Source organism: Streptomyces sp. KL109B (assembly GCF_030766935.1).
Taxonomy (GTDB): domain Bacteria; phylum Actinomycetota; class Actinomycetes; order Streptomycetales; family Streptomycetaceae; genus Streptomyces.
Map to the genome: position 1 here is coordinate 678,637 of NZ_JASERL010000001.1, position 18,183 is coordinate 696,819.

Consider the following 18,183-nt stretch of genomic DNA (forward strand, 5'->3'; position numbering starts at 1 on the left):
CCTGCCGAGCCGTTCTCATCCGTCCCGCGAATACTGCCCGCGCCGAAACCAGGGAAAGCCTGTGAGCAAGGTCCCAGCGCGGGGCTCTCCACTGGCCGCACGCCCGCCGCTACAGTCCGTCGCGAGGGTCGTTCACTGCCGCCAAGTATTCGGTAAGCAGTCAGCAAGTTCGCAGCAAGTTCGCAGCAAGTAAGCGGTAAGTACCAAGCCAGTACGCAGCAAGTGCGAAACAACTCATCGGCAAGTCATCGCTGGAGGCACAACCATGGCGCGCGAATCCGAGTCCGGACTGCCCATCGAGCCGGTCTACGGCCCGACGGCTCTGGAGGGCTGGGACCCGGAGCAGAAGTTGGGCGAGCCGGGCGGATATCCGTTCACGCGTGGTGTGTACCCGACGATGTACACCGGCCGGCCGTGGACGATGCGTCAGTACGCCGGTTTCGGTACCGCCACCGAGTCCAACGCCCGGTACAAGCAGCTCATCGAGAACGGCACGATGGGCCTGTCCGTCGCCTTCGACCTGCCGACCCAGATGGGGCACGACTCCGACGCCCCGATCGCGTCCGGTGAGGTCGGCAAGGTGGGTGTCGCGATCGACTCGATCGACGACATGCGGGTGCTCTTCGACGGGATTCCGCTGGAGAAGGTCTCCACGTCGATGACGATCAACGCGCCCGCTTCGCTGCTTCTGCTGCTCTACCAACTCGTCGCCGAGGAGCAGGGCGTGAGCGCCGACAAGCTCACGGGGACCATCCAGAACGATGTGCTCAAGGAGTACATCGCGCGCGGCACGTACATCTTCCCGCCGAAGCCCTCGCTGCGGCTGATCGCCGACATCTTCAAGTACTGCAAGGCCGAGATCCCGAAGTGGAACACGATCTCGATCTCCGGGTACCACATGGCGGAGGCGGGGGCCTCGCCCGCGCAGGAGATCGCGTTCACGCTCGCGGACGGCATCGAGTACGTACGCACGGCGGTCGCGGCCGGGATGGACGTCGACGACTTCGCGCCGCGCCTTTCGTTCTTCTTCGTCGCCCGTACGACGATCCTGGAGGAGGTCGCCAAGTTCCGGGCGGCGCGCAGGATTTGGGCGAAGGTGATGAAGGAGGAGTTCGGCGCCAAGAACCCCAAGTCGCTGATGCTGCGCTTCCACACGCAGACGGCGGGCGTGCAGCTCACCGCCCAGCAGCCGGAGGTGAACCTGGTGCGGGTCGCCGTGCAGGGCCTTGGCGCCGTGCTGGGCGGTACGCAGTCGCTGCACACGAACTCCTTCGACGAGGCCATCGCGCTGCCGACCGACAAGTCGGCGCGGCTTGCGCTGCGTACGCAGCAGGTGCTCGCGTACGAGACCGATGTGACGGCGACGGTGGATCCGTTCGCCGGGTCGTACGTCGTCGAGAAGATGACGGACGACGTGGAGGCCGCCGCCCTCGAACTCATGGGGAAGGTCGAGGAGTTGGGCGGCGCGGTCAACGCGATCGAGCACGGCTTCCAGAAGAGCGAGATCGAGCGGTCCGCGTATCGGATCGCGCAGGAGACGGACTCCGGCGAGCGGGTGGTGGTCGGGGTCAACCGGTACCAGCTCGACGGCGAGGAGCCCTACGAGCCGCACCGCGTCGACCCGGCGATCGAGGCGCAGCAGGCGGAGCGGCTCGCGAAGCTGCGGGCCGAGCGGGATCAGGGGGCGGTGGACGCGGCGCTCGCGGTGCTGAAGAAGGCGGCCGAGGGCGACGACAACGTGTTGTACCCCATGAAGGACGCGCTGCGGGCGCGGGCCACGGTCGGTGAAGTGTGTGACGCGCTCCGCGAGGTGTGGGGGCAGTACGTCCCCACGGACGCGTTCTGACCGGTCGCGGGTAGCGGGGTTGGGCCCCGCGGCCCTTGGGCGCGCGGCACCGGGGTGCCTGTAGCGGGGCTGGGCCCCCGTGGCCCTTGGGTGCGCCGCACCGGGGTTGCCTGTAGCGGGGCTATGCCCCGTCGTCCCCGGTGCGCGGCACCGGGGGCCGCCTTGCCCACCCTGCCGCCCCAGGCGGCAGATTGCCCAAGGTGGTGGCGGTGGATTGCCCGAGGTGGTGGGGGTCCATTAAGCCCCTGCGGCGATTGAGCAGCGGGGGCCGGGGCGGAGCCCCGTGGCCGTGACGCCGGTGCCGCGTGTCCTGGTCCCGGGCGGAGCCCCGCGTGTCCGGTATTCGGAATTTGGGGGCGGCGGAGCGGAGCGGCGTGCGAGACTCCGGCCATGCTGGGTGTCATCGATCTTCCGACTTATCTCGCGGGCCTCGCCCTCATCATCCTTCTGCCGGGGCCGAACTCGCTGTACGTGCTCTCCGTCGGCGCCCGCCGCGGGATACGCACCGGGTACAAGGCCGCGGCCGGTGTGTGGTGCGGGGACACCGTCCTGATGACGTTGTCCGCCGCCGGTGTCGCCTCCCTGCTCCAGGCCAACGCCGTGATCTTCGGGATCGTGAAGTACGCGGGCGCCGGCTATCTGACCTGGCTCGCCATCGGCATGATGCGGACCGCGTGGAGCATGTGGCGCACGCGCCGGGAGCGGCTCGCCGCCGAGAGCGGTGACGGCGAGGAGCAGCAGGCCCAGGAGCGGCCCTTCCGCCGCGCCTTCGTGATCAGCCTCCTCAACCCCAAGGCGATCCTGTTCTTCATCGCCTTCTTCGTGCAGTTCGTCGACCCGTCCTACGCGTATCCCGCCCTCTCCTTCGTGGTCCTCGGTGCCTTCGCGCAGGCGGCCAGCGTGCTGTACCTGTCGGTTCTGATCTTCAGCGGCATGAAGCTGTCCTCCGCCTTCCGCCGCCGCAAGCGCCTCTCGGCCGGCGCGACCTCGGCGGCCGGCGTGCTGTTCCTCGGCTTCGCCGTGAAGCTGTCGCTGGCCAGCGTGTAGCGCCTGGCGCCTCCGGCGGGGGCCGTCTCGATCGGGTGATGCCGGGCGAACTCGCTGTGGGGCCGGTTACGCTCGTGGAGTGTGGCCCGTGACAAGGAGGGTGCCATGGCAGTGATACTGCACGAGACGTCGCTGGCCGATGCTGCCGACCGCCTCTGGGACGAACTGCCCGGGCACCGGGTGGAGATCCTCAACGGGAGCATCGTCGTGACCCCACCGCCGGACGGGCCCCACCAGGAGACACTGTCGTGGCTCACCGTGGAGTTCCACGACGCCGGGGCGAAAGAAGCGGGGCTCCGTTACCTGCAAGGCATCGGTATCTGGCTGCTGACGGGGCCCGACGACTACGCGGTGCCGGACTTCTCGGTGGTCGACGCCGACTACAAGGACCACCTCGTCGAGAGGAACTGCTACGACCCCCACGTCTTCCGGCTGGTCATGGAAGTGACCTCGTCCAACTGGGCGAATGACCTGGTGACCAAGGTGGAGACGTACGCGGGGGCGCGGGTTCCCGTGTACGTGGTCGTGGATCGAAAGCACGACGAAGTGCTCGTGTACACGAGGCCGGACGGCGAGGGGTACGGAACGTGCTCACGGTACAAGCGTGGCACCCGCCTTCCCCTGCCTGATGAGGTCGGCGTCACCCCCGAGCTGTCCGTCGACACCCTTCTCGACGGCGACTGATCTCACGCCACTGGTATCCCGGCCTCCGCCAGATACTCCGCCACCCCCTCCGCACTCTCCCCGGCCCACGCCACATAGCCGTCCGGCCGTACCAGGAACACGCCCGTGCCGTACGTCTCGTAGGGCGGGATGTGGGTCCGGTGTATGAACTCGGTGAGGTGGGTTGGGAGTTCGGGGGTTGCGGTGTCCCCTGTGTCTCCTGTGTCCCCTGTGTCTCCTGTGTCTCCTGTGCCCACCGTCAGCAGTGTCCAGTGCGGGCCCCGGAACGCGTCGAACAGGCGCACTCCGCCCCGCCGGCCGTCCGGAGCCCGGTCGCCCGCGCGTAGTGCGTCGTCCGGCAGGTCCCGGCGGGTTTCCCGCGTCAGCGTCGACTCCCGGTAGCCGATGTCCAGTTGTTGCACCTCGCGGCCGCGTTGCACGGGCCTGTCCTCGTTGCTCGCGCGGTGGATCCTGGTGCTGAGGCCGAGGATGTTCGCCGCGACCGGTATGCGCTCCTCCTCGTAGGTGTCCAGGAGACGGGGTGGGGCGCCGGACAGGACCGCCGCGAGTTTCCAGCCCAGGTTGTACGCGTCCTGCACGCTCGTGTTCAGGCCCTGGCCGCCCGCCGGGGAGTGGATGTGTGCCGCGTCGCCCGCGAGGAAGACCCGGCCCGACCGGAAGCGGTCCGCCAGCACCGCCCGCGCCCGGAAGTCCGAGGCCCACAGCACCTCGGCGATGTGCTCCGGCGACAGAGGCGTGCGGGTCGCGAGGAGTTTGCGTACGCCCTCCGGGGACGTGTCCGGGAGCGTCGACTCGTCTGCGTACTGTGCCGCCAGTTGGAAGATCCGGTCGGGCTGTGGCGGCAGGGGGCAGAACGCCACTCCGCCCTCCGGGGCCTGCGGCCACACGTGCCAGTGCGTGTCGGGAAGCGGTGCCTCGGGCGTGAGGCGTACGTCTGCCACCAGCATCGGTTTCGGGTCCACCGTCTCCCCGGTCATGCCGATCCCCAGCGCCCTGCGGACCGTGGAGCGGCCGCCGTCCGCCGCCACCGCGTACCGCGCCCGCACCGACGAACCGTCCTCGAACGTCGCCGTCACCCCGTCCGCGTCCTGCTCGATGGCGCTCACCGGAGCCCCGAAGCGGATGTCGCCGCCCAGCTCCCGCAGGCGTGCGTACAGCACCTCCTGCGTGCGGGACTGCGGTATCAGCCAGCCCTCCGCGTACGGGACCTGCTCCGACGGCTCGGAGCGCTCCAGCATGTCCCACTCCTGGCCCGGTTCGTCGCCCTCCCAGACCCGCATCCTCGGATACCGGCCGCCCTCCGCGTGGATCGCGGCCAGGGCCCCGAGGTCGTACAGCACCTCCTGCGTGCGCGGCTGCAGGCCCTTGCCGCGCGAGCCGGGGAACAGGCCGTCCGCCCGCTCCACCAGCAGCGTCCGCGTCCCGCGTCGGGCCAGGTCCACGGCGAGCGCCAGGCCCGTCGGCCCCGCGCCCACGATCAGTACGTCGAGTACGTCGAGTACGTCGAGTGTGTCCAGTGCGTCCAGTTCGTTCGTCGTCTGCGGCGCAGTCGTCGTCGGCATCTCCGCCACCATCCTTAACGGCGTTAAGTTCGCTCGTTTCGAGCATGACCTTAACGCCGTTAAACTGTCAAGCGTGGCCGAGAAGAAGAAGCAGAACGAGAAGCAGGGCGCGAGGCAGGGCGGGAAGCCCGGGCTCGACAAGGCGCACGTCGCCGACACCGCCCTCGACCTGCTGAACGACGTGGGGCTCGAAGGGCTGACGCTGCGCGCCATCGCCAAGCAGCTGAACGTGCAGGCGCCCGCCCTGTACTGGCACTTCAAGAACAAGCAGGCGCTGCTCGACGAGATGGCGACCGTGATGTTCCGGCGGATGGCGGAGGCCGCGCCGGACTTGCGGTACGAGCCTGGCCGCGCCGCCACGCCGCCCGCCTGGCAGGACCACCTGATCGACAGCAATCGGCACTTGCGCCGCACGCTCCTGCGCTACCGCGACGGCGCGAAGGTCTTCAGCGGGTCACGGTTCACGGGTACGGACCACGGTCCGGAGATGGAGGCGAGTCTGCGGCTGTTGGTCGACGCCGGGTTCACCGCGGAGCGGGCCGCCTGGGCGGGCAGCACCGCGTACATGTTCACGCTCGGGTTCGTTACCGAGGAGCAGGGCATGCGCCCCGTCGGCAACAGTGCCGAGCCCGTTGTCGACCTCGGCGAGCGTGCCGAGAAGCTCGTCGACTATCCGCTCGCCGCTGCCGCGGGTCATCAGTTGTTCGCGGCGTACGACGAGCGGTTCGAGGAGGGGTTGCGCATCGTTGTTGCGGGCATCGAGGCGCGCTATGGGGTGCGCTGAGTCGGCGTTGCGGCCTCGGGGCTCTGCCCCGGACCCCGCGCCTCAATCGCCGGCGGGGCTTGATTTGGTCGGCCGCCGCCTCAATCGCCGGCGGGGCTTGATGTGGTCGGCCGCCGCCTGAATTGTCGGTGGGGCTTGAAGTGGTCGGCCGGCGCCTCAGCCGTCGGCGGGGGTTGAACTGGTCGGTCGGCGGTTCAGCGCTCTGCGTAGCAGCGGTGTCGCCCATTCCTCGACGTAGCGGTTCAGCACCCACGCCAGCGTCAGCATCACGCCCACCGTCGCCGCGAACGTGACCGAGGACGGCAGTCCGAGTCGGCGGTGCAGGGCCGCGATCGTCACCCAGCCCAGGTGCTCGTGGACCAGGTAGAACGGGTACGTGAGGGCGCCGGCGACCGTCAGCCAGCGCCAGTTCGCCCAGCGCGTCCAGCCCACCGCGATCGCCGCCACCGCCGCGAAGCCGAGCGTGACGACGGCGATGATGCCGAACGAGGAGCGGTAGGAGAAGAAGTCCGGGTTCGGGGCGTGCCACGTGCGGTCGACCGCGAAGTGCTGGCCGAGCAGCCAGCTCACCGCGACGATGCCCCACGCCGTGATGTCCCGCCGGTCCCGGTGGACCAGGTACAGGCCGATGCCGCCGATGAAGAACGGGGCGTACTCCGGCATCAGGACGAGGGTGGCCAAGGAGTCGCCGCCCGCGCCCTCCGCCAGTACCGCCGCCAGCGTCCACACCGCGCAGAACAGCACCACCCGGTGCCGCGTCGCCCCCGGCAGGACCACGCACAGCGCGAACAGGGCGTAGAAGCGCAGCTCCGCCCAGAGTGTCCAGCACACGCCCAACACCCGGTCCACGCCCAGCGGTTGTTGCAGCATCGTCAGGTTCACCAGCGCGTCGCTCGGCGACACCGCCTCGTACGCCACGGCCGGCAGCGCGAAGACGGCCGTGACGAGCACGATCGCCACCCAGTAGGACGGGAAGAGGCGTGCGACGCGCGACGCGAAGAAGGAGCGCAGCGGTCGGCCCCAGCCGCTCATGCAGATCACGAAGCCGCTGATGACGAAGAAGATCTGCACGCCGAGGCAGCCGTATGCGAACCAGCCGTGCAGGGAGGGGAATTGGCTGCTCGGTGATGTTCCCCAGGCTTGCGAGACCTCGCCGTCGCGGCCTCCGTAGTGGTACGCCGCCACCATCAGCGCCGCGATCAGGCGCAGCCCGTCGAGGGCGTACAGGCGGGACGCGGGGCGCGCGAGTACCGCTTTCGCCCGCGGTCCCGGCTGCGGTGCGGGCAGTGGGGGCAGCGTGGTGCCGGGAGACGTCATCCGATGGCCGTCCGCTTGAGCGCCGCCCGCTTGAGGGAGCGGGCCCGCCTGGCCACCCTGCGTACCGTCGCGTTGCGCGGGATGAAGGCGAACTGGGACGGGATCGCGCCGGGCAGGCCGAGCGAGGTCAGGCGGCGGCGCTTGAAGTAGCGCCAGGTGCGGTCGTCGAGGCGCGTGGTCAGATAGCGCTCGGCGGGGCGGCGCAGGTCCGGGTAGATCTTGGACTGCATGGCGTAGCCGACCGCGCGCAGCAGTTCGTTCAACTCGCCCACTGGGAGCGGCTGTTCCTGTGCCTCCACCGCCGTGCGGTCCGTCACGTCCGGCAGCAGCGCGTCGACGATGGTGACCGGGACGCGGTTGCTGTTCTGGTACGGCGTGAGGCGTTCGAGGAGGGTGGCCGTGCCGATGCGGGCCACCGGGATGCCGTACAGGGCGCTCGCCGTGAGCAGTGCCGTGGAGAAGCAGCCGACGACGAGGACCGGGCGCATCCGCTGGTAGAGGACCTCGGCGAGGACGGGCGTCGACAGGACGGTCAGTTCGATGCCCAGGCGGTCCGCCTCCCGCTCCAGCGTGCGCGACCAGTGGGCGGGGGCCGTGGGGTGCGGTTTGAACACCACGTGACGGTGGCCGAGTTGGGCGGCGCCGCGCATCATGCGGACGTGCAGTTCCTCCTCCTCGGCCGTGCTGAGGATGCCGAGGGCGGACAGGTACTGGCCGAGGAGCAGGGCGGGTTCGCCGGGGAGGGTCGGCAATTCGCCTGTCGCGTCGCAGAGTTCGGCGAGGACCTTGAGGAAGACCTCGGTCGGTACGATCTCCGGCTCGACGTCGAACTCCGTGAGCAGCAAGGGCTTCAGGCCAGGTACGAGGTCCAGGTGGAGGAGGCGGCGCACGCGCGTGCCGATCAGCGGGTCGATCTTGTTGCGGGTCGGGCCGTAGCTCATCAGGCCGTCCGCGTACACGTCGACGGGCGCGCCCGCGAAGATCTGCGTGATGGCCATCGCCGGGTTGACCTGGATGGACTCCACGGCCAGCTCTACGTTGTCGTCGCCGAGGTCCCACGTGAGGCGCAAGTAGCGTTCCCACAGGGGGATGTCGTCCGTGCGCGGACCCCAACTGCCGGGGTGGAAAGGGGAGATGGCCTCGTTCCACGACAGGATGCCGTCGAAGCGGTCGCGGAGCCGCTCGAAGCCGGGCATCTCGTCGACGGCGGGCGTCGTCTCGGGCGTCGCCGCGTTGTTGGCGACCAGCAGCAGCGTGCGGTCGGCCGGGGCGAAGCGGTCCGCGTCGAGGGCGGCGGCCAGCGTCGCGGCGCCGTACAGGGTGGAAGCCACCAGGATCCGGGTCGTCATGCCGTGACCCCCTCGGCGGCGCCCACCGGACGGCGGCGCAGGCGGCGCAGCCGGGTCGCCCGCTGGGCGTCCATCGAGTCGAGCGCGTCGTCGAGCACCCGCTGCGGCATGCGCTTGAGCGCGGCCGCGCTGAGCGACTTCAATTTGCGGGCCACGGGAGGTTCGAACCTTTCGATGGATCCCAAGTGGTGGGAAATGATGGCGCAGTAGGTGCGGACGGCCTTGGGGAGGAGCAGGTCGGCGTCCCGGTCCTCGGCTGTTTCCCGTACGACCTGGTCGAATGCGCGAATGAAATCGAGCTGCCGTACGTCACCGATCTGAGTGAGCGAGGACGATACGCCGCGCCGATAGAAAACGCCCAAAGTGCTGACCGCCGCGAAGGATTTCGCCTCCCGGTGCAGGCGCCAGATCCACGGCCGGTCCTCCGCCGTGCGCAGCCCGTCGGTGAAGTGCAGCAGCCCTTCGTCGGCGAGCCGCCGGTGATACATGCCGGCCCACGCGAACGCGTAGTCGACGGCCGTCGAGCGGTCGGCAGGGAGGATCGCCGCGCGCGGGTCCATCACGACGTTGCGCAGGCCGTGCGGAAAGCGGTGCACAGAGCGGGCCCTGGCCGTGCACTGGACGTGGTCCGTGCGCACGAAGTCGCAGCCCAAGCCCTCTATCGCGGCGAGGAGTTGACCGTAGTAGCCGGGGGCGAGCCAGTCGTCGCCGTCCAGGAAGGCGAGGTATTCGCCCCTGGCCCGGTCGAGTCCGGTGTTGCGGGCGGTCGCGAGTCCTCCGTTCCGTTCGTGTCTGACGACGACGGCGCCGGGCAGTTCGCGTTCGGCGCGCGCGAGAATGTCCGGTGTCTCGTCCTTCGAGCAGTCGTCGACGAGAATGAATTCGAAGTCGTCGCGTGCGTTCGCACGCAGACTTCTGAGAGTGTCGGGCGCGTATTGCTGCACGTTGTAGAACGGCACGATGACGGAGAGCTTGACCACGTCGGTGACGTTAGGCGGCGGCCCGGCATTCGTCTTGACCGATGGCTTGATGTCAGGTGAACGAAGCGTGGCGGGACCGTGAACCGGCCCTGGCGCAGGGCATTTCCCGGGCCGATTCGCCATTCGTCGGTGTGCTGTTAACCGTTTGTTGCACTCCGGTTGGGCCGCCCCTCGGAATTGCTTCCTAACTTCTTCGATGTGCCAGTAAGGAACGAAAAGCAGCTCAGGGTCGCCGTGCTCGCGGACTCCGACACCCGGTGGAAATGGGGGTCGCTGACCGCCTCCCGCATCGCCCCCGACCGTGTCGCCCTCGACGGCTACCTGCTGCGCGGCCGCGCCACCCCGACGCCCCGTCAGCTCCGCGAGGTCGGCGTCCGCGCCGACAGCCTGCGCGAGGTCACGGCCGTCGAGTTCCTGCGCGACATGCGGCCAGAAGCCTACGACGTCGTGGTCCTCGCCCTCGTCGGCGGGGGAGTGCAGGCCATGCTCCACGGCCTCGCCCACACCTGGCGCACCGCGGCCCGCCGCCCCGTCGTCGTCACCGGCTATGTCGGCGTCGTCTACGAGAAGTTGGCCGACGGACTGCTGCTGCGGCACGGCGCCGACGTGGTGCTCGCCAACTCCACGTACGACGCCGAGCGGTTCCGCGCCGTGTACGAGGGGGTGGGCGCGGACGCCGCCGCCGTCACCGAGTGCGCGCTGCCGTTCCTCGGCGGCGCGCCCTACGACGGCGTACGCGACCCGTACACGGTCACCTTCGCCGCCCAGCCGTCCGTGCCGGACACCGCGGCCGACCGCGCGTACCTCCTCGACCGGCTGATCCGGCACGCCGGGACGCACCCCGGCCGCGAGGTGCTGCTCAAGCTGCGCAGCAGGCCCGGCGAACACACCACGCACATCGAGGAGATCCCCTACCAGAAGCTCGCGCAGCGCCGCGAACTCCCGCCCAACCTCCGCCTCGTGTACGGGAACATGGGCGAGGTCCTCGACCGCACCGACCTGCTCGTCACGGTCAGCTCCACCGCCGCACTCGAATCCCTGCACCGGCGCGTCCCGACCGCGCTGCTCACCGACCTCGGGGTGCGCGAAGCGCTCGGCAACCACCACTTCACCGGGTCCGACTGCCTCGTGTCCTGGGACCAGTTGGACGACGGCGCGCTGCCCGAGCCCGACCCCGGATGGCTGGCCCGGCAGGGGGTCGCCGCCGACGGCACGTACGAGAACGCCTTCGACGGGGCGCGCGCCAAGGTCGCCGCCCTGCTCGACCGCGACCGGCCGCCGCTCGCGCCCTACTACAGCCGCACCACCGCCCCCGGCTATCTGCCGCGCGTCCTCGCCCGCCACCACCTCGCGCCCGACGGCAGCCCGCTGCCCGGAGCGCCCGCCGCCGACCGGGCGCCGGGCCCCGTGCGGCAGGTCGTGCGCCGGGCCGCCCGCGGCGCCTACCGGCACGGCGTGCAGCGGGTCGCCCCCGTGATCCGGCGGATGGGGGAGCTGTGACCCCGCCTGTGGACCCGCCTCTGAGGAATGACCGACTCCCTGAAGGAGAAGCGCACATGACCGACCTTGAGACGGTCCCGGCCGCCCCCGCTCCCGTGCCCGTACGCCGCGTCCTCGCCGTGATCCCCGCACGCGGCGGCTCCAAGGGAGTGCCGGCCAAGAACCTCGCACCGGTCGGCGGCGTGCCCCTCGTGGCCCGCGCCGTGCGCGAGTGCCTCGCCACCCGGCACGTCACCGACGTCGTCGTCTCCACCGACGACACCGCGATCGCCGCCGCCGCGCGGGACGCGGGCGCCGAGGTCGTCACCCGGCCCGTCGCCATCGCGGGCGACAAGTCCAGCTCCGAGGCGGCCGTGCTGCACGCCATGGACGCCCACGAGGCGCTGCACGGCGCGGCCGTCGACGTGGTGCTGCTCGTCCAGTGCACCAGCCCCTTCCTCGTACGGGAGGACATCGACGCGGTGGTCCGCGCGATCCTCGACGGCGGCGCCGACAGCGCGCTCACGGTGGCGCCCTTCCACGGCTTCGTATGGCGCGACGCCGACGACGAACCGCAGGCGACCGCCGTGCAGAAGGTGGCGGTCGAGGGCGGCGTCGCCGTCCTCGCCGACCGGAAGACGGCGACCGGCGGCGGCTACGGCGTCAACCACGACAAGTCGCAGCGCCAAATGCGCCAGGACCGCCCCCAGGACCTCCTGGAGACCGGCGCCGTCTACGGCATGGAGACCACCGGGTTCCGCCGCCACGAGCACCGCTTCTTCGGCCGCACCGAACTGGTGCGCACCGACCCCGCGCGCGTACTCGAGATCGACGACCCGCACGACCTCGCGCGCGCCCGCGCGCTGGCCCCCCTCTTCGACCAGCAATCCGTCCTCCCCTCCAAGGAAGACGTCGACGCGGTCGTCCTCGACTTCGACGGCACCCAGACCGACGACAAGGTGCTGATCGACTCCGACGGACGGGAGTTCGTCACCGTGCACCGCGGTGACGGCCTCGGCATCGCGGCCCTCCGCAAGAGCGGCCTGAACCTGCTGATCCTGTCCACGGAACAGAACCCGGTCGTCGCCGCCAGGGCCCGGAAGCTCAAGATCCCGGTCCTGCACGGCATCGACCGCAAGGACCTCGCACTCAAGCAGTGGTGCGAGGAGCAGGGCATCGCGCCGGAGCGCGTGCTCTACGTCGGCAACGACGTCAACGACCTCCCGTGCTTCGCCTTCGCGGGCTGGCCCGTGGCGGTCGCGAGCGCTCATGACGTCGTGCGCGGCGCCGCACGCGCCGTCACCACCGTCCCCGGTGGCGAAGGCGCGATCCGAGAGATCGCCAGCTGGATCCTCGGCCCTTCTCTCGACTCCCTCGACAAGTAAGGAACGCAAGAAACATGTCTGCTCAGAACGCCGCCAACTCCCGTATCCGCTCCTTCGGTTCGCGCGAGGCGGGCCCCGGCCGCCCCGTCTACGTCACCGGCGAGATCGGCATCAACCACAACGGCGACCTGGAGAACGCGTTCCGGCTGATCGACGTCGCCGCCGACGCCGGCTGCGACGCCGTCAAGTTCCAGAAGCGCACCCCGGAGATCTGCACGCCGCGCGACCAGTGGGACATCGAGCGCGACACCCCCTGGGGCCGCATGACGTACATCGACTACCGACACCGCGTCGAGTTCGGCGAGGACGAGTACCGGGCCATCGACGAGTACTGCAAGAAGCGCGGCATCGACTGGTTCGCGTCCCCGTGGGACACCGAGGCCGTCGCCTTCCTGGAGAAGTTCGACGTCCCCGCCCACAAGGTCGCCTCCGCGTCCCTCACGGACGACGAACTCCTCCGCGCCCTCCGGGCGACCGGCCGCACGATCATCCTCTCCACCGGCATGTCGACGCCGAAGCAGATCCGGCACGCCGTCGAGGTCCTCGGCTCCGACAACATCCTGATGTGCCACGCCACGTCGACGTACCCGGCGGTCGCAGAGGAGCTCAACCTGCGCGTCATCAACACGCTCCAGGACGAGTTCCCGAACGTCCCGATCGGCTACTCGGGCCACGAGCCCGGCCTCCAGACCACGCTCGCCGCCGTCGCCCTCGGCGCCACCTTCGTCGAGCGCCACATCACCCTCGACCGCACCATGTGGGGCTCCGACCAGGCCGCCTCCGTCGAGCCGCAGGGCCTGGAGCGCCTGGTGCGCGACATCCGCGTCATCGAGACGGCGCTCGGCGACGGCGTCAAGAAGGTGTACGAGTCCGAGCTCGGCCCGATGAAGAAGCTGCGCCGCGTGCCGGGCGTCGTCGCCGAGGCGGAGATCGCCGTCGCCGCCGGTGAGCCGGTGGGTGTGTGACCTCAACCCCTGGGCGGTCCGGCGCGGTTGACCGCGCGCCGGGCCGCCCCGGCGCCCTCGGGAGGGCCCGCATGTCCGGCAGTGGCCGTAGCAGTGGCCGTAGCAGTGGCAGCACGTTGTGCTTCGTCGAGAGCCCCGTGCAGCTCCTCAACGTCCTGGAGTGGGCACACCACGAGGCGGTCGCCGCGACCGTCGTGGTGCTCTCGCCCACCGACCCCATGACCCGGGGGCAACTGCGCCGCATGGCCCAACTGGCGCGTACCGAAGGCCATATGGTGCGCTGGGAAGAGGCCCGCGGCGGCGCGAGCGCGCCCTTCCAGACCATCGGCGGGCTCGCCCCAGCGCTGCGCAGGGCCGACCGGATAGTCCTCGGCGACCCGTTCTCCCGCTACGTACAACTCCTCCTCACGATCACCCGGGCCCGCGAACTCGTCGTCGTCGACGACGGCACCGCCACCATGGAGTTCGTCGCCCAACTGGCGCGCGGCGAACGGCTCGTGCGCTGGCACAGGCGCGGCGGCAAGGCGGGCCCGCGCGACCTCGTCTTCGGCCCCGTCGCGGCGGCGGCGCGGCGCAGGCTCGCCGGGCACGCGCGGCGCGCGTCCGTGTCGGTGTTCACGTCGATGCCGGTGGAGGACGTCCCCGAAGGCGTCACCGTCGGCTCCAACGACTACGCCTGGACCCGCGCCCGCTTCGGCCCGCCCCGCGTCACGCGCGGCGCCGACCTGGTCGGAACGTCCCTCGTGGAGACGGGGGTCGTCGACCTCGACCGCTATGTGCAGGCCGTCCGCGAACTGGCCCGCGCCCACGGCGCCACCCGCTACTTCGCGCACCGCCGCGAGAGCGCCGACAAACTCCACCGCCTCGCCACCGAGACCGGCCTGGAGATCGTCCGCCCCGACCTCCCCCTGGAACTGATCGCCCGCCGCGGCCCCATAGGCCGTACGATCCTCAGCTTCCCGTCGACCGTCGTCCACACCCTCCCGATCGCCCTCGCCGGCACGGGCGTCCGGGTCGCCGTCTGCGAGATCGACCCCGCGTGGCTGCGCCAGGGCGTGTCCGACCACGCGCAGGGATTCCTGGCGGGGATCTCGGGGTCGGCGAGGGGAGCGGTGCGGGCGGTGTGAGCCAAATCCAGCCCGCCGGCCAATCCAGCCCGCCGGCCAATCCAGCCCCGCCGGCCAATCCAGCCCCGCGGGCCAATCCAGCCCCGCCGGCGTTTGAGGCGCGGGGTCCGGGGCGGAGCCCCGTGGCGTGGGCGCGGGAAACCCGGTGGCGACGGTGCGGGCGCACCACATACCCTCACCCCTTGTGACCACCCCCGAATCCGACAGACTCCGGCCACCGGCCCCCGTCCGGTGGCCAACTTCCGCGTAGCCACCGCACGGCCCGCCGCACCGCGACCACCACCCCGTTCCACGGTCCCGGAGTCCGTCGTGCCTTTCGCTCTCCACCTCCTCGCCCTCGCCGTCTTCGCGCAGGGAACATCCGAGTTCATGCTCTCGGGGCTCGGCCCCGACATCGCCCACGACCTGGGCGTATCCATCCCCGCCGCCGGTTCGCTGACGTCCGCGTTCGCGATCGGCATGGTCGTCGGGGCGCCGCTCACGGCCGTCCTCGCGGTGCGCTGGCGCCGCCGCCCGGCCCTCTTCGGCTTTCTGCTCACCTTCGCCGTCGTCCACGTGATCGGCGCGCTCACCACCAGCTTCGCCGTGCTGCTCGCGACCCGCGTCGTCGCGGCGCTCGCCAACGCCGGATTCCTCGCGGTCGCCCTCGCCACGGCGGTGACCATGGTCGCGCCCGACGCCAAGGGCCGGGCCACGTCGATCCTGCTCGGCGGCACCACCCTCGCCTGCGTCGCGGGCGTGCCCGGAGGCGCGCTGCTCGGCGGGCTGCTCGGCTGGCGTGCCGCGTTCTGGGCCGTCGCGCTGATCTGCGTACCGGCGCTGATCGCGGTGTTGCGGTCGGTCCCGGCAGCGGATGCCGGTCCCGCGGCGCCGCGCGGCGCCCTGCGCGCCGAACTCCGGGCCCTGCGCGGCCCGCGCCTCCTGACGGTGCTGCTGCTCGGCGCGCTGGTCAATGGCGCCACGTTCTGTACGTTCACGTACCTGGCGCCGGTCGCCACCGAGGTGACCGGGGTCGACCCGGCCTGGGTACCCGCGCTTCTCGCCCTCTTCGGGCTCGGCTCGTTCGTCGGGGTGAGCGCGGCGGGCCGCCTCTCGGACGCGCGGCCGGTGCCGGTCCTGGTGGTCGGCGGGGCGGCGCTGCTGCTCGGCTGGGTGCTGTTCGCGCTCGCCGCGGGCAGCGTCGCGGCGACCCTCGTCCTCGCCTTCGTCCAGGGCGCCCTGTCCTTCGCGGTCGGCTCCACCCTCATCGCACGCGCCCTGTACGCGGCGTCCGGCGCGCCCACCCTCGCGGGCGGCCTCGCGACGGCGGCGCTCAACGTCGGCGCGGCGCTGGGCCCTTGGGCCGGCGGGCTCGCGATCGGGGGCGGGGGCGGATACCGGGGCGTGATGGGGGTGAGCGCGCTGCTGGTGGCGGTGGCGTTCCTGGTGGCGGCCGTCGGTGGGGGACGGGGCGCGGTGCGGGCGCGGGTCCCGTCCCCCGTGTGCGACGACTGACCCTTACGGGCTCACGGGTCGAGCTGGCAGTTGACCTCGCTCTCCGCCGCGCACTTGTTGGCCGTCCCGGCCCCGCCGTCCGCGTTGTCGTTGCCCGTGTTGCCGATCAGCGAGTCGTTGGCGCCCTCGCCCTTGAGGGTGTCGTCGCCCGCGTTGCCGCGCAGGTCGTCCTGGCCGTTGCCGCCCATGAGGCGGTCGACGCCGTCGCCGCCGAACACGGTGTCCGCCCCGTCGAAGCCGAACACCTCGTCGTCGCCGGGGCCCGCGTCCACCGTGTCGGCCCCGGTCACGAACGCGAAGTCGGCGCCCATCTGGTCGTTGCCGGATCCGAGGCAGACCAGGTCGTCGCCGCCCGCGTCGGCGTAGGTGTCGCTGCCGCCGAGCAGCGCGACGACGTCGTTGCCCGCCGTGCCCGTCTCGAAGTCCTGGCCCTCCGTGCCGACGACGGTCGCCTGCTGACCCATGCAGTACACGGGGTCGGCGGCCGGGGCGGGCGCGGCGCCGGGCACGGCCGCAGCGGTCCCCGCGGCCGCTACGGCGAGGGCGAAGGACGCGAGGGCGGCGCCGAAGGAGGCGCGGGACCGAGGGCGTGTTCGCTTGCGCATGATGACCTTCTTCCGTCTGCTGTCTTGCGTACCTCTTCGCGGAAGAGGAGCGGACGGATGCCGGTACGTACGGAAACTGGTAGGACTCGGCGCAGGTCAGGCGCGTGAGAGGCGCTGGGGGAAAGAGTGGTCATACCCTCCCTGCGCGATCCACATGCGCATCGCGGCCATATTTCTTACGTCATTTGGGCTGAACTTTTGTTGATCGCGGGTTAGTTGGCCGCTGCATCGCCCTACCCTTCACAGGGTGAACCAGTTGAAGTCCCGTGAGTCAGAGGCCGACAAGCCCGGGGAATCCGTGCCGGGCACCGCACTTCCGGGTGCGCTGCCCGAGGCGCTCCGCGCCGAACTCGTCGCGTTCCGGCGCGACATGCACATGCACCCAGAGCTGGGCAATCAGGAGTTCCGTACCACCGCCGCGCTCAAGACCCGCCTCGAAAAGGCCGGGCTCGCGCCGCGCGTGCTCAGTATCGGCACCGGCCTCATCTGTGACATCGGCACGCAGGACGGTGAGTGGCGGGGCGGTCGCGGCATGCTCGCGCTGCGCGCGGACATCGACGCGCTGCCCATCCCCGACACCAAGTCGGACTGTACGTACCGGTCGACGCTGCCGGACCGGGCGCACGCCTGCGGTCACGACGTGCACACCACGGTCGTGCTCGGCGCCGGGCTCGTCCTCGCGGAGCTGCACCGCAAGGGTCAACTGCCGTATCCCGTACGGCTGATCTTCCAGCCCGCGGAGGAGGTGCTGCCGGGCGGCGCCCCGGACGCGATCGAGTGCGGGGTGCTCGACGGCGTACGGAAGATCATCGGTGTGCACTGCGACCCGAAGGTCGACGCGGGCCGCCTCGGTATCCGCCCGGGCCCCATCACGTCCGCCTGCGACCGTCTTGAGGTCACGCTCGACGGCCCCGGCGGGCACACCGCGCGCCCGCACCTCACCACGGACCTGGTCACGGCCGCGGCCAAGGTCGCGACAGAGGTGCCGGCGCTGGTCGCCCGCCGAGTCGACGCCCGCTCGGGGCTCGCCGTCACGTGGGGCCGCCTGGAGACCGGGCACGCGTGCAACGTGATCCCGCAGCACGCCGAGCTGTCCGGCACGGTGCGCTGCCTCGACCTCGACGCGTGGCGTCAGGCCCCCGACCTCGTGCACGGCGCCATCCAGGAGATCGCCGACCTGTACCGCGCCAAGCCGGTCGTCAACTACATCCGCGGGGTACCTCCGGTGGTCAACGAGCCGGGGGTGGCGGACCTGTTGCGGGATGCGATGGTCGCCCGCCGGGGTGTCGACTCCGTCGAGGACACCCAACAGAGCCTGGGGGGCGAGGACTTCTCCTGGTACCTGGAGCACGTCCCGGGCGCGATGGCCCGCCTCGGCGTGAAGCCCCCGGGCGACCGGGGCTCCCGCGACCTCCACCAGGGCGACTTCGACGTGGACGAGTCCGCGATCACGGTGGGCGTGGAGTTGTTCACGGCGGCGGCGCTGATGGATACCGCCGCGGCGGGCTGAAGAGCCGGGGCTCCGCCCCGGACCCCGCTGCTCAATCGCCGCAGGGGCT

General features: G+C 71.0%; 15 protein-coding genes. 10 read left to right on the top strand and 5 right to left on the bottom strand.

The annotated features are described in order from the left end of the window. Positions 1–265 precede the first annotated feature (265 nt). From RBJ65_RS03280 to RBJ65_RS03290, 3 genes are all read left to right on the top strand, one after another. Positions 266–1,846, top strand: coding sequence for a methylmalonyl-CoA mutase (locus tag RBJ65_RS03280; protein ID WP_306317691.1), 1,581 nt, complete (start codon positions 266–268; stop codon positions 1,844–1,846). 390 nt (positions 1,847–2,236) lie between these two features. Further along, complete coding sequence (gene leuE, locus RBJ65_RS03285; RefSeq protein ID WP_306317692.1) at positions 2,237–2,893, top strand: leucine efflux protein LeuE; 657 nt, start codon at positions 2,237–2,239, stop codon at positions 2,891–2,893. Positions 2,894–2,998: 105 nt separating this feature from the next. After that, positions 2,999–3,577, top strand: a complete 579-nt coding sequence (locus RBJ65_RS03290; protein WP_306317693.1) for a Uma2 family endonuclease — start codon at positions 2,999–3,001, stop codon at positions 3,575–3,577. A 2-nt stretch (positions 3,578–3,579) separates the two neighbouring features. Here RBJ65_RS03290 and RBJ65_RS03295 read toward each other — a convergent pair whose 3' ends face one another. Continuing rightward, complete coding sequence (locus RBJ65_RS03295) at positions 3,580–5,139, bottom strand: FAD-dependent oxidoreductase (protein ID WP_306317694.1); 1,560 nt, start codon at positions 5,137–5,139, stop codon at positions 3,580–3,582. Between the two features lie 73 nt (positions 5,140–5,212). Here RBJ65_RS03295 and RBJ65_RS03300 point away from each other — a divergent pair, with 73 nt between their 5' ends. After that, complete coding sequence (locus tag RBJ65_RS03300) at positions 5,213–5,923, top strand: TetR/AcrR family transcriptional regulator C-terminal domain-containing protein (protein ID WP_306317695.1); 711 nt, start codon at positions 5,213–5,215, stop codon at positions 5,921–5,923. Positions 5,924–6,079: 156 nt separating this feature from the next. On the opposite strand, the gene RBJ65_RS03305 is transcribed toward RBJ65_RS03300, so the two are convergent. Genes RBJ65_RS03305 through RBJ65_RS03315 form a run of 3 tightly spaced genes read right to left on the bottom strand, consistent with a single transcriptional unit; the run spans position 6,080 to position 9,569 of the window. Then, the gene (locus RBJ65_RS03305; protein WP_306317696.1) at positions 6,080–7,240 is read right to left on the bottom strand and encodes an acyltransferase; all 1,161 of its coding nucleotides are present in this window, start codon (positions 7,238–7,240) and stop codon (positions 6,080–6,082) included. Then, positions 7,237–8,589: a polysialyltransferase family glycosyltransferase gene (locus tag RBJ65_RS03310; protein ID WP_306317697.1), complete on the bottom strand. Its 1,353-nt coding sequence runs from the start codon at positions 8,587–8,589 to the stop codon at positions 7,237–7,239. The genes RBJ65_RS03305 and RBJ65_RS03310 overlap by 4 nt, the downstream gene beginning before the upstream one ends. Next, positions 8,586–9,569, bottom strand: coding sequence for a glycosyltransferase family 2 protein (locus RBJ65_RS03315; protein WP_306317698.1), 984 nt, complete (start codon positions 9,567–9,569; stop codon positions 8,586–8,588). The genes RBJ65_RS03310 and RBJ65_RS03315 overlap by 4 nt, the downstream gene beginning before the upstream one ends. Positions 9,570–9,767: 198 nt before the next feature. Here RBJ65_RS03315 and RBJ65_RS03320 point away from each other — a divergent pair, with 198 nt between their 5' ends. The 5 genes from RBJ65_RS03320 to RBJ65_RS03340 all read left to right on the top strand — a co-directional run bounded on the left by RBJ65_RS03320 (position 9,768) and on the right by RBJ65_RS03340 (position 16,019). Continuing rightward, entirely contained in the window at positions 9,768–11,069 is a 1,302-nt protein-coding gene (locus tag RBJ65_RS03320; protein WP_306317699.1) for a DUF6716 putative glycosyltransferase, read from the top strand. Positions 11,070–11,125: 56 nt separating this feature from the next. Next, the gene (locus RBJ65_RS03325; protein ID WP_306317700.1) at positions 11,126–12,433 is read left to right on the top strand and encodes an N-acylneuraminate cytidylyltransferase; all 1,308 of its coding nucleotides are present in this window, start codon (positions 11,126–11,128) and stop codon (positions 12,431–12,433) included. A gap of 14 nt (positions 12,434–12,447) precedes the next feature. Then, complete coding sequence (locus RBJ65_RS03330) at positions 12,448–13,398, top strand: N-acetylneuraminate synthase family protein (RefSeq protein ID WP_306317701.1); 951 nt, start codon at positions 12,448–12,450, stop codon at positions 13,396–13,398. Positions 13,399–13,469: 71 nt separating this feature from the next. Further along, a complete protein-coding gene (locus RBJ65_RS03335; protein ID WP_306317702.1) occupies positions 13,470–14,525 on the top strand; it encodes a hypothetical protein in 1,056 nt (351 codons plus the stop codon). Positions 14,526–14,834: 309 nt separating this feature from the next. After that, positions 14,835–16,019 (top strand): Cmx/CmrA family chloramphenicol efflux MFS transporter, encoded by a 1,185-nt coding sequence (locus RBJ65_RS03340; RefSeq protein ID WP_306317703.1) that lies wholly within the window; start codon positions 14,835–14,837, stop codon positions 16,017–16,019. Positions 16,020–16,030: 11 nt separating this feature from the next. Here the strand turns inward: RBJ65_RS03340 and RBJ65_RS03345 are convergent, their stop codons facing one another. Continuing rightward, positions 16,031–16,624 (bottom strand): calcium-binding protein, encoded by a 594-nt coding sequence (locus RBJ65_RS03345; protein WP_306317704.1) that lies wholly within the window; start codon positions 16,622–16,624, stop codon positions 16,031–16,033. A 247-nt stretch (positions 16,625–16,871) separates the two neighbouring features. Between RBJ65_RS03345 and RBJ65_RS03350 the strand changes: the two genes are divergently transcribed. Beyond that, positions 16,872–18,134 carry an amidohydrolase gene (locus RBJ65_RS03350; protein WP_306317705.1) on the top strand — a complete coding sequence of 421 codons (1,263 nt, stop codon included), beginning with the start codon at positions 16,872–16,874 and terminating at the stop codon, positions 18,132–18,134. The last annotated feature ends 49 nt before the right edge of the window (positions 18,135–18,183 follow it).

What these genes read in the sequence shown, in the direction of transcription:
- RBJ65_RS03280 (WP_306317691.1), top strand. Translation starts at nt 266, where the DNA reads ATGGCGCGCGAATCCGAGTCCGGACTGCCCATCGAGCCGGTCTACGGC.
- leuE (WP_306317692.1), top strand. Translation starts at nt 2,237, where the DNA reads ATGCTGGGTGTCATCGATCTTCCGACTTATCTCGCGGGCCTCGCCCTC.
- RBJ65_RS03290 (WP_306317693.1), top strand. Translation starts at nt 2,999, where the DNA reads ATGGCAGTGATACTGCACGAGACGTCGCTGGCCGATGCTGCCGACCGC.
- RBJ65_RS03295 (WP_306317694.1), bottom strand. Translation starts at nt 5,139, where the DNA reads ATGCCGACGACGACTGCGCCGCAGACGACGAACGAACTGGACGCACTG.
- RBJ65_RS03305 (WP_306317696.1), bottom strand. Translation starts at nt 7,240, where the DNA reads ATGACGTCTCCCGGCACCACGCTGCCCCCACTGCCCGCACCGCAGCCG.
- RBJ65_RS03310 (WP_306317697.1), bottom strand. Translation starts at nt 8,589, where the DNA reads ATGACGACCCGGATCCTGGTGGCTTCCACCCTGTACGGCGCCGCGACG.
- RBJ65_RS03325 (WP_306317700.1), top strand. Translation starts at nt 11,126, where the DNA reads ATGACCGACCTTGAGACGGTCCCGGCCGCCCCCGCTCCCGTGCCCGTA.
- RBJ65_RS03330 (WP_306317701.1), top strand. Translation starts at nt 12,448, where the DNA reads ATGTCTGCTCAGAACGCCGCCAACTCCCGTATCCGCTCCTTCGGTTCG.
- RBJ65_RS03335 (WP_306317702.1), top strand. Translation starts at nt 13,470, where the DNA reads ATGTCCGGCAGTGGCCGTAGCAGTGGCCGTAGCAGTGGCAGCACGTTG.
- RBJ65_RS03345 (WP_306317704.1), bottom strand. Translation starts at nt 16,624, where the DNA reads ATGCGCAAGCGAACACGCCCTCGGTCCCGCGCCTCCTTCGGCGCCGCC.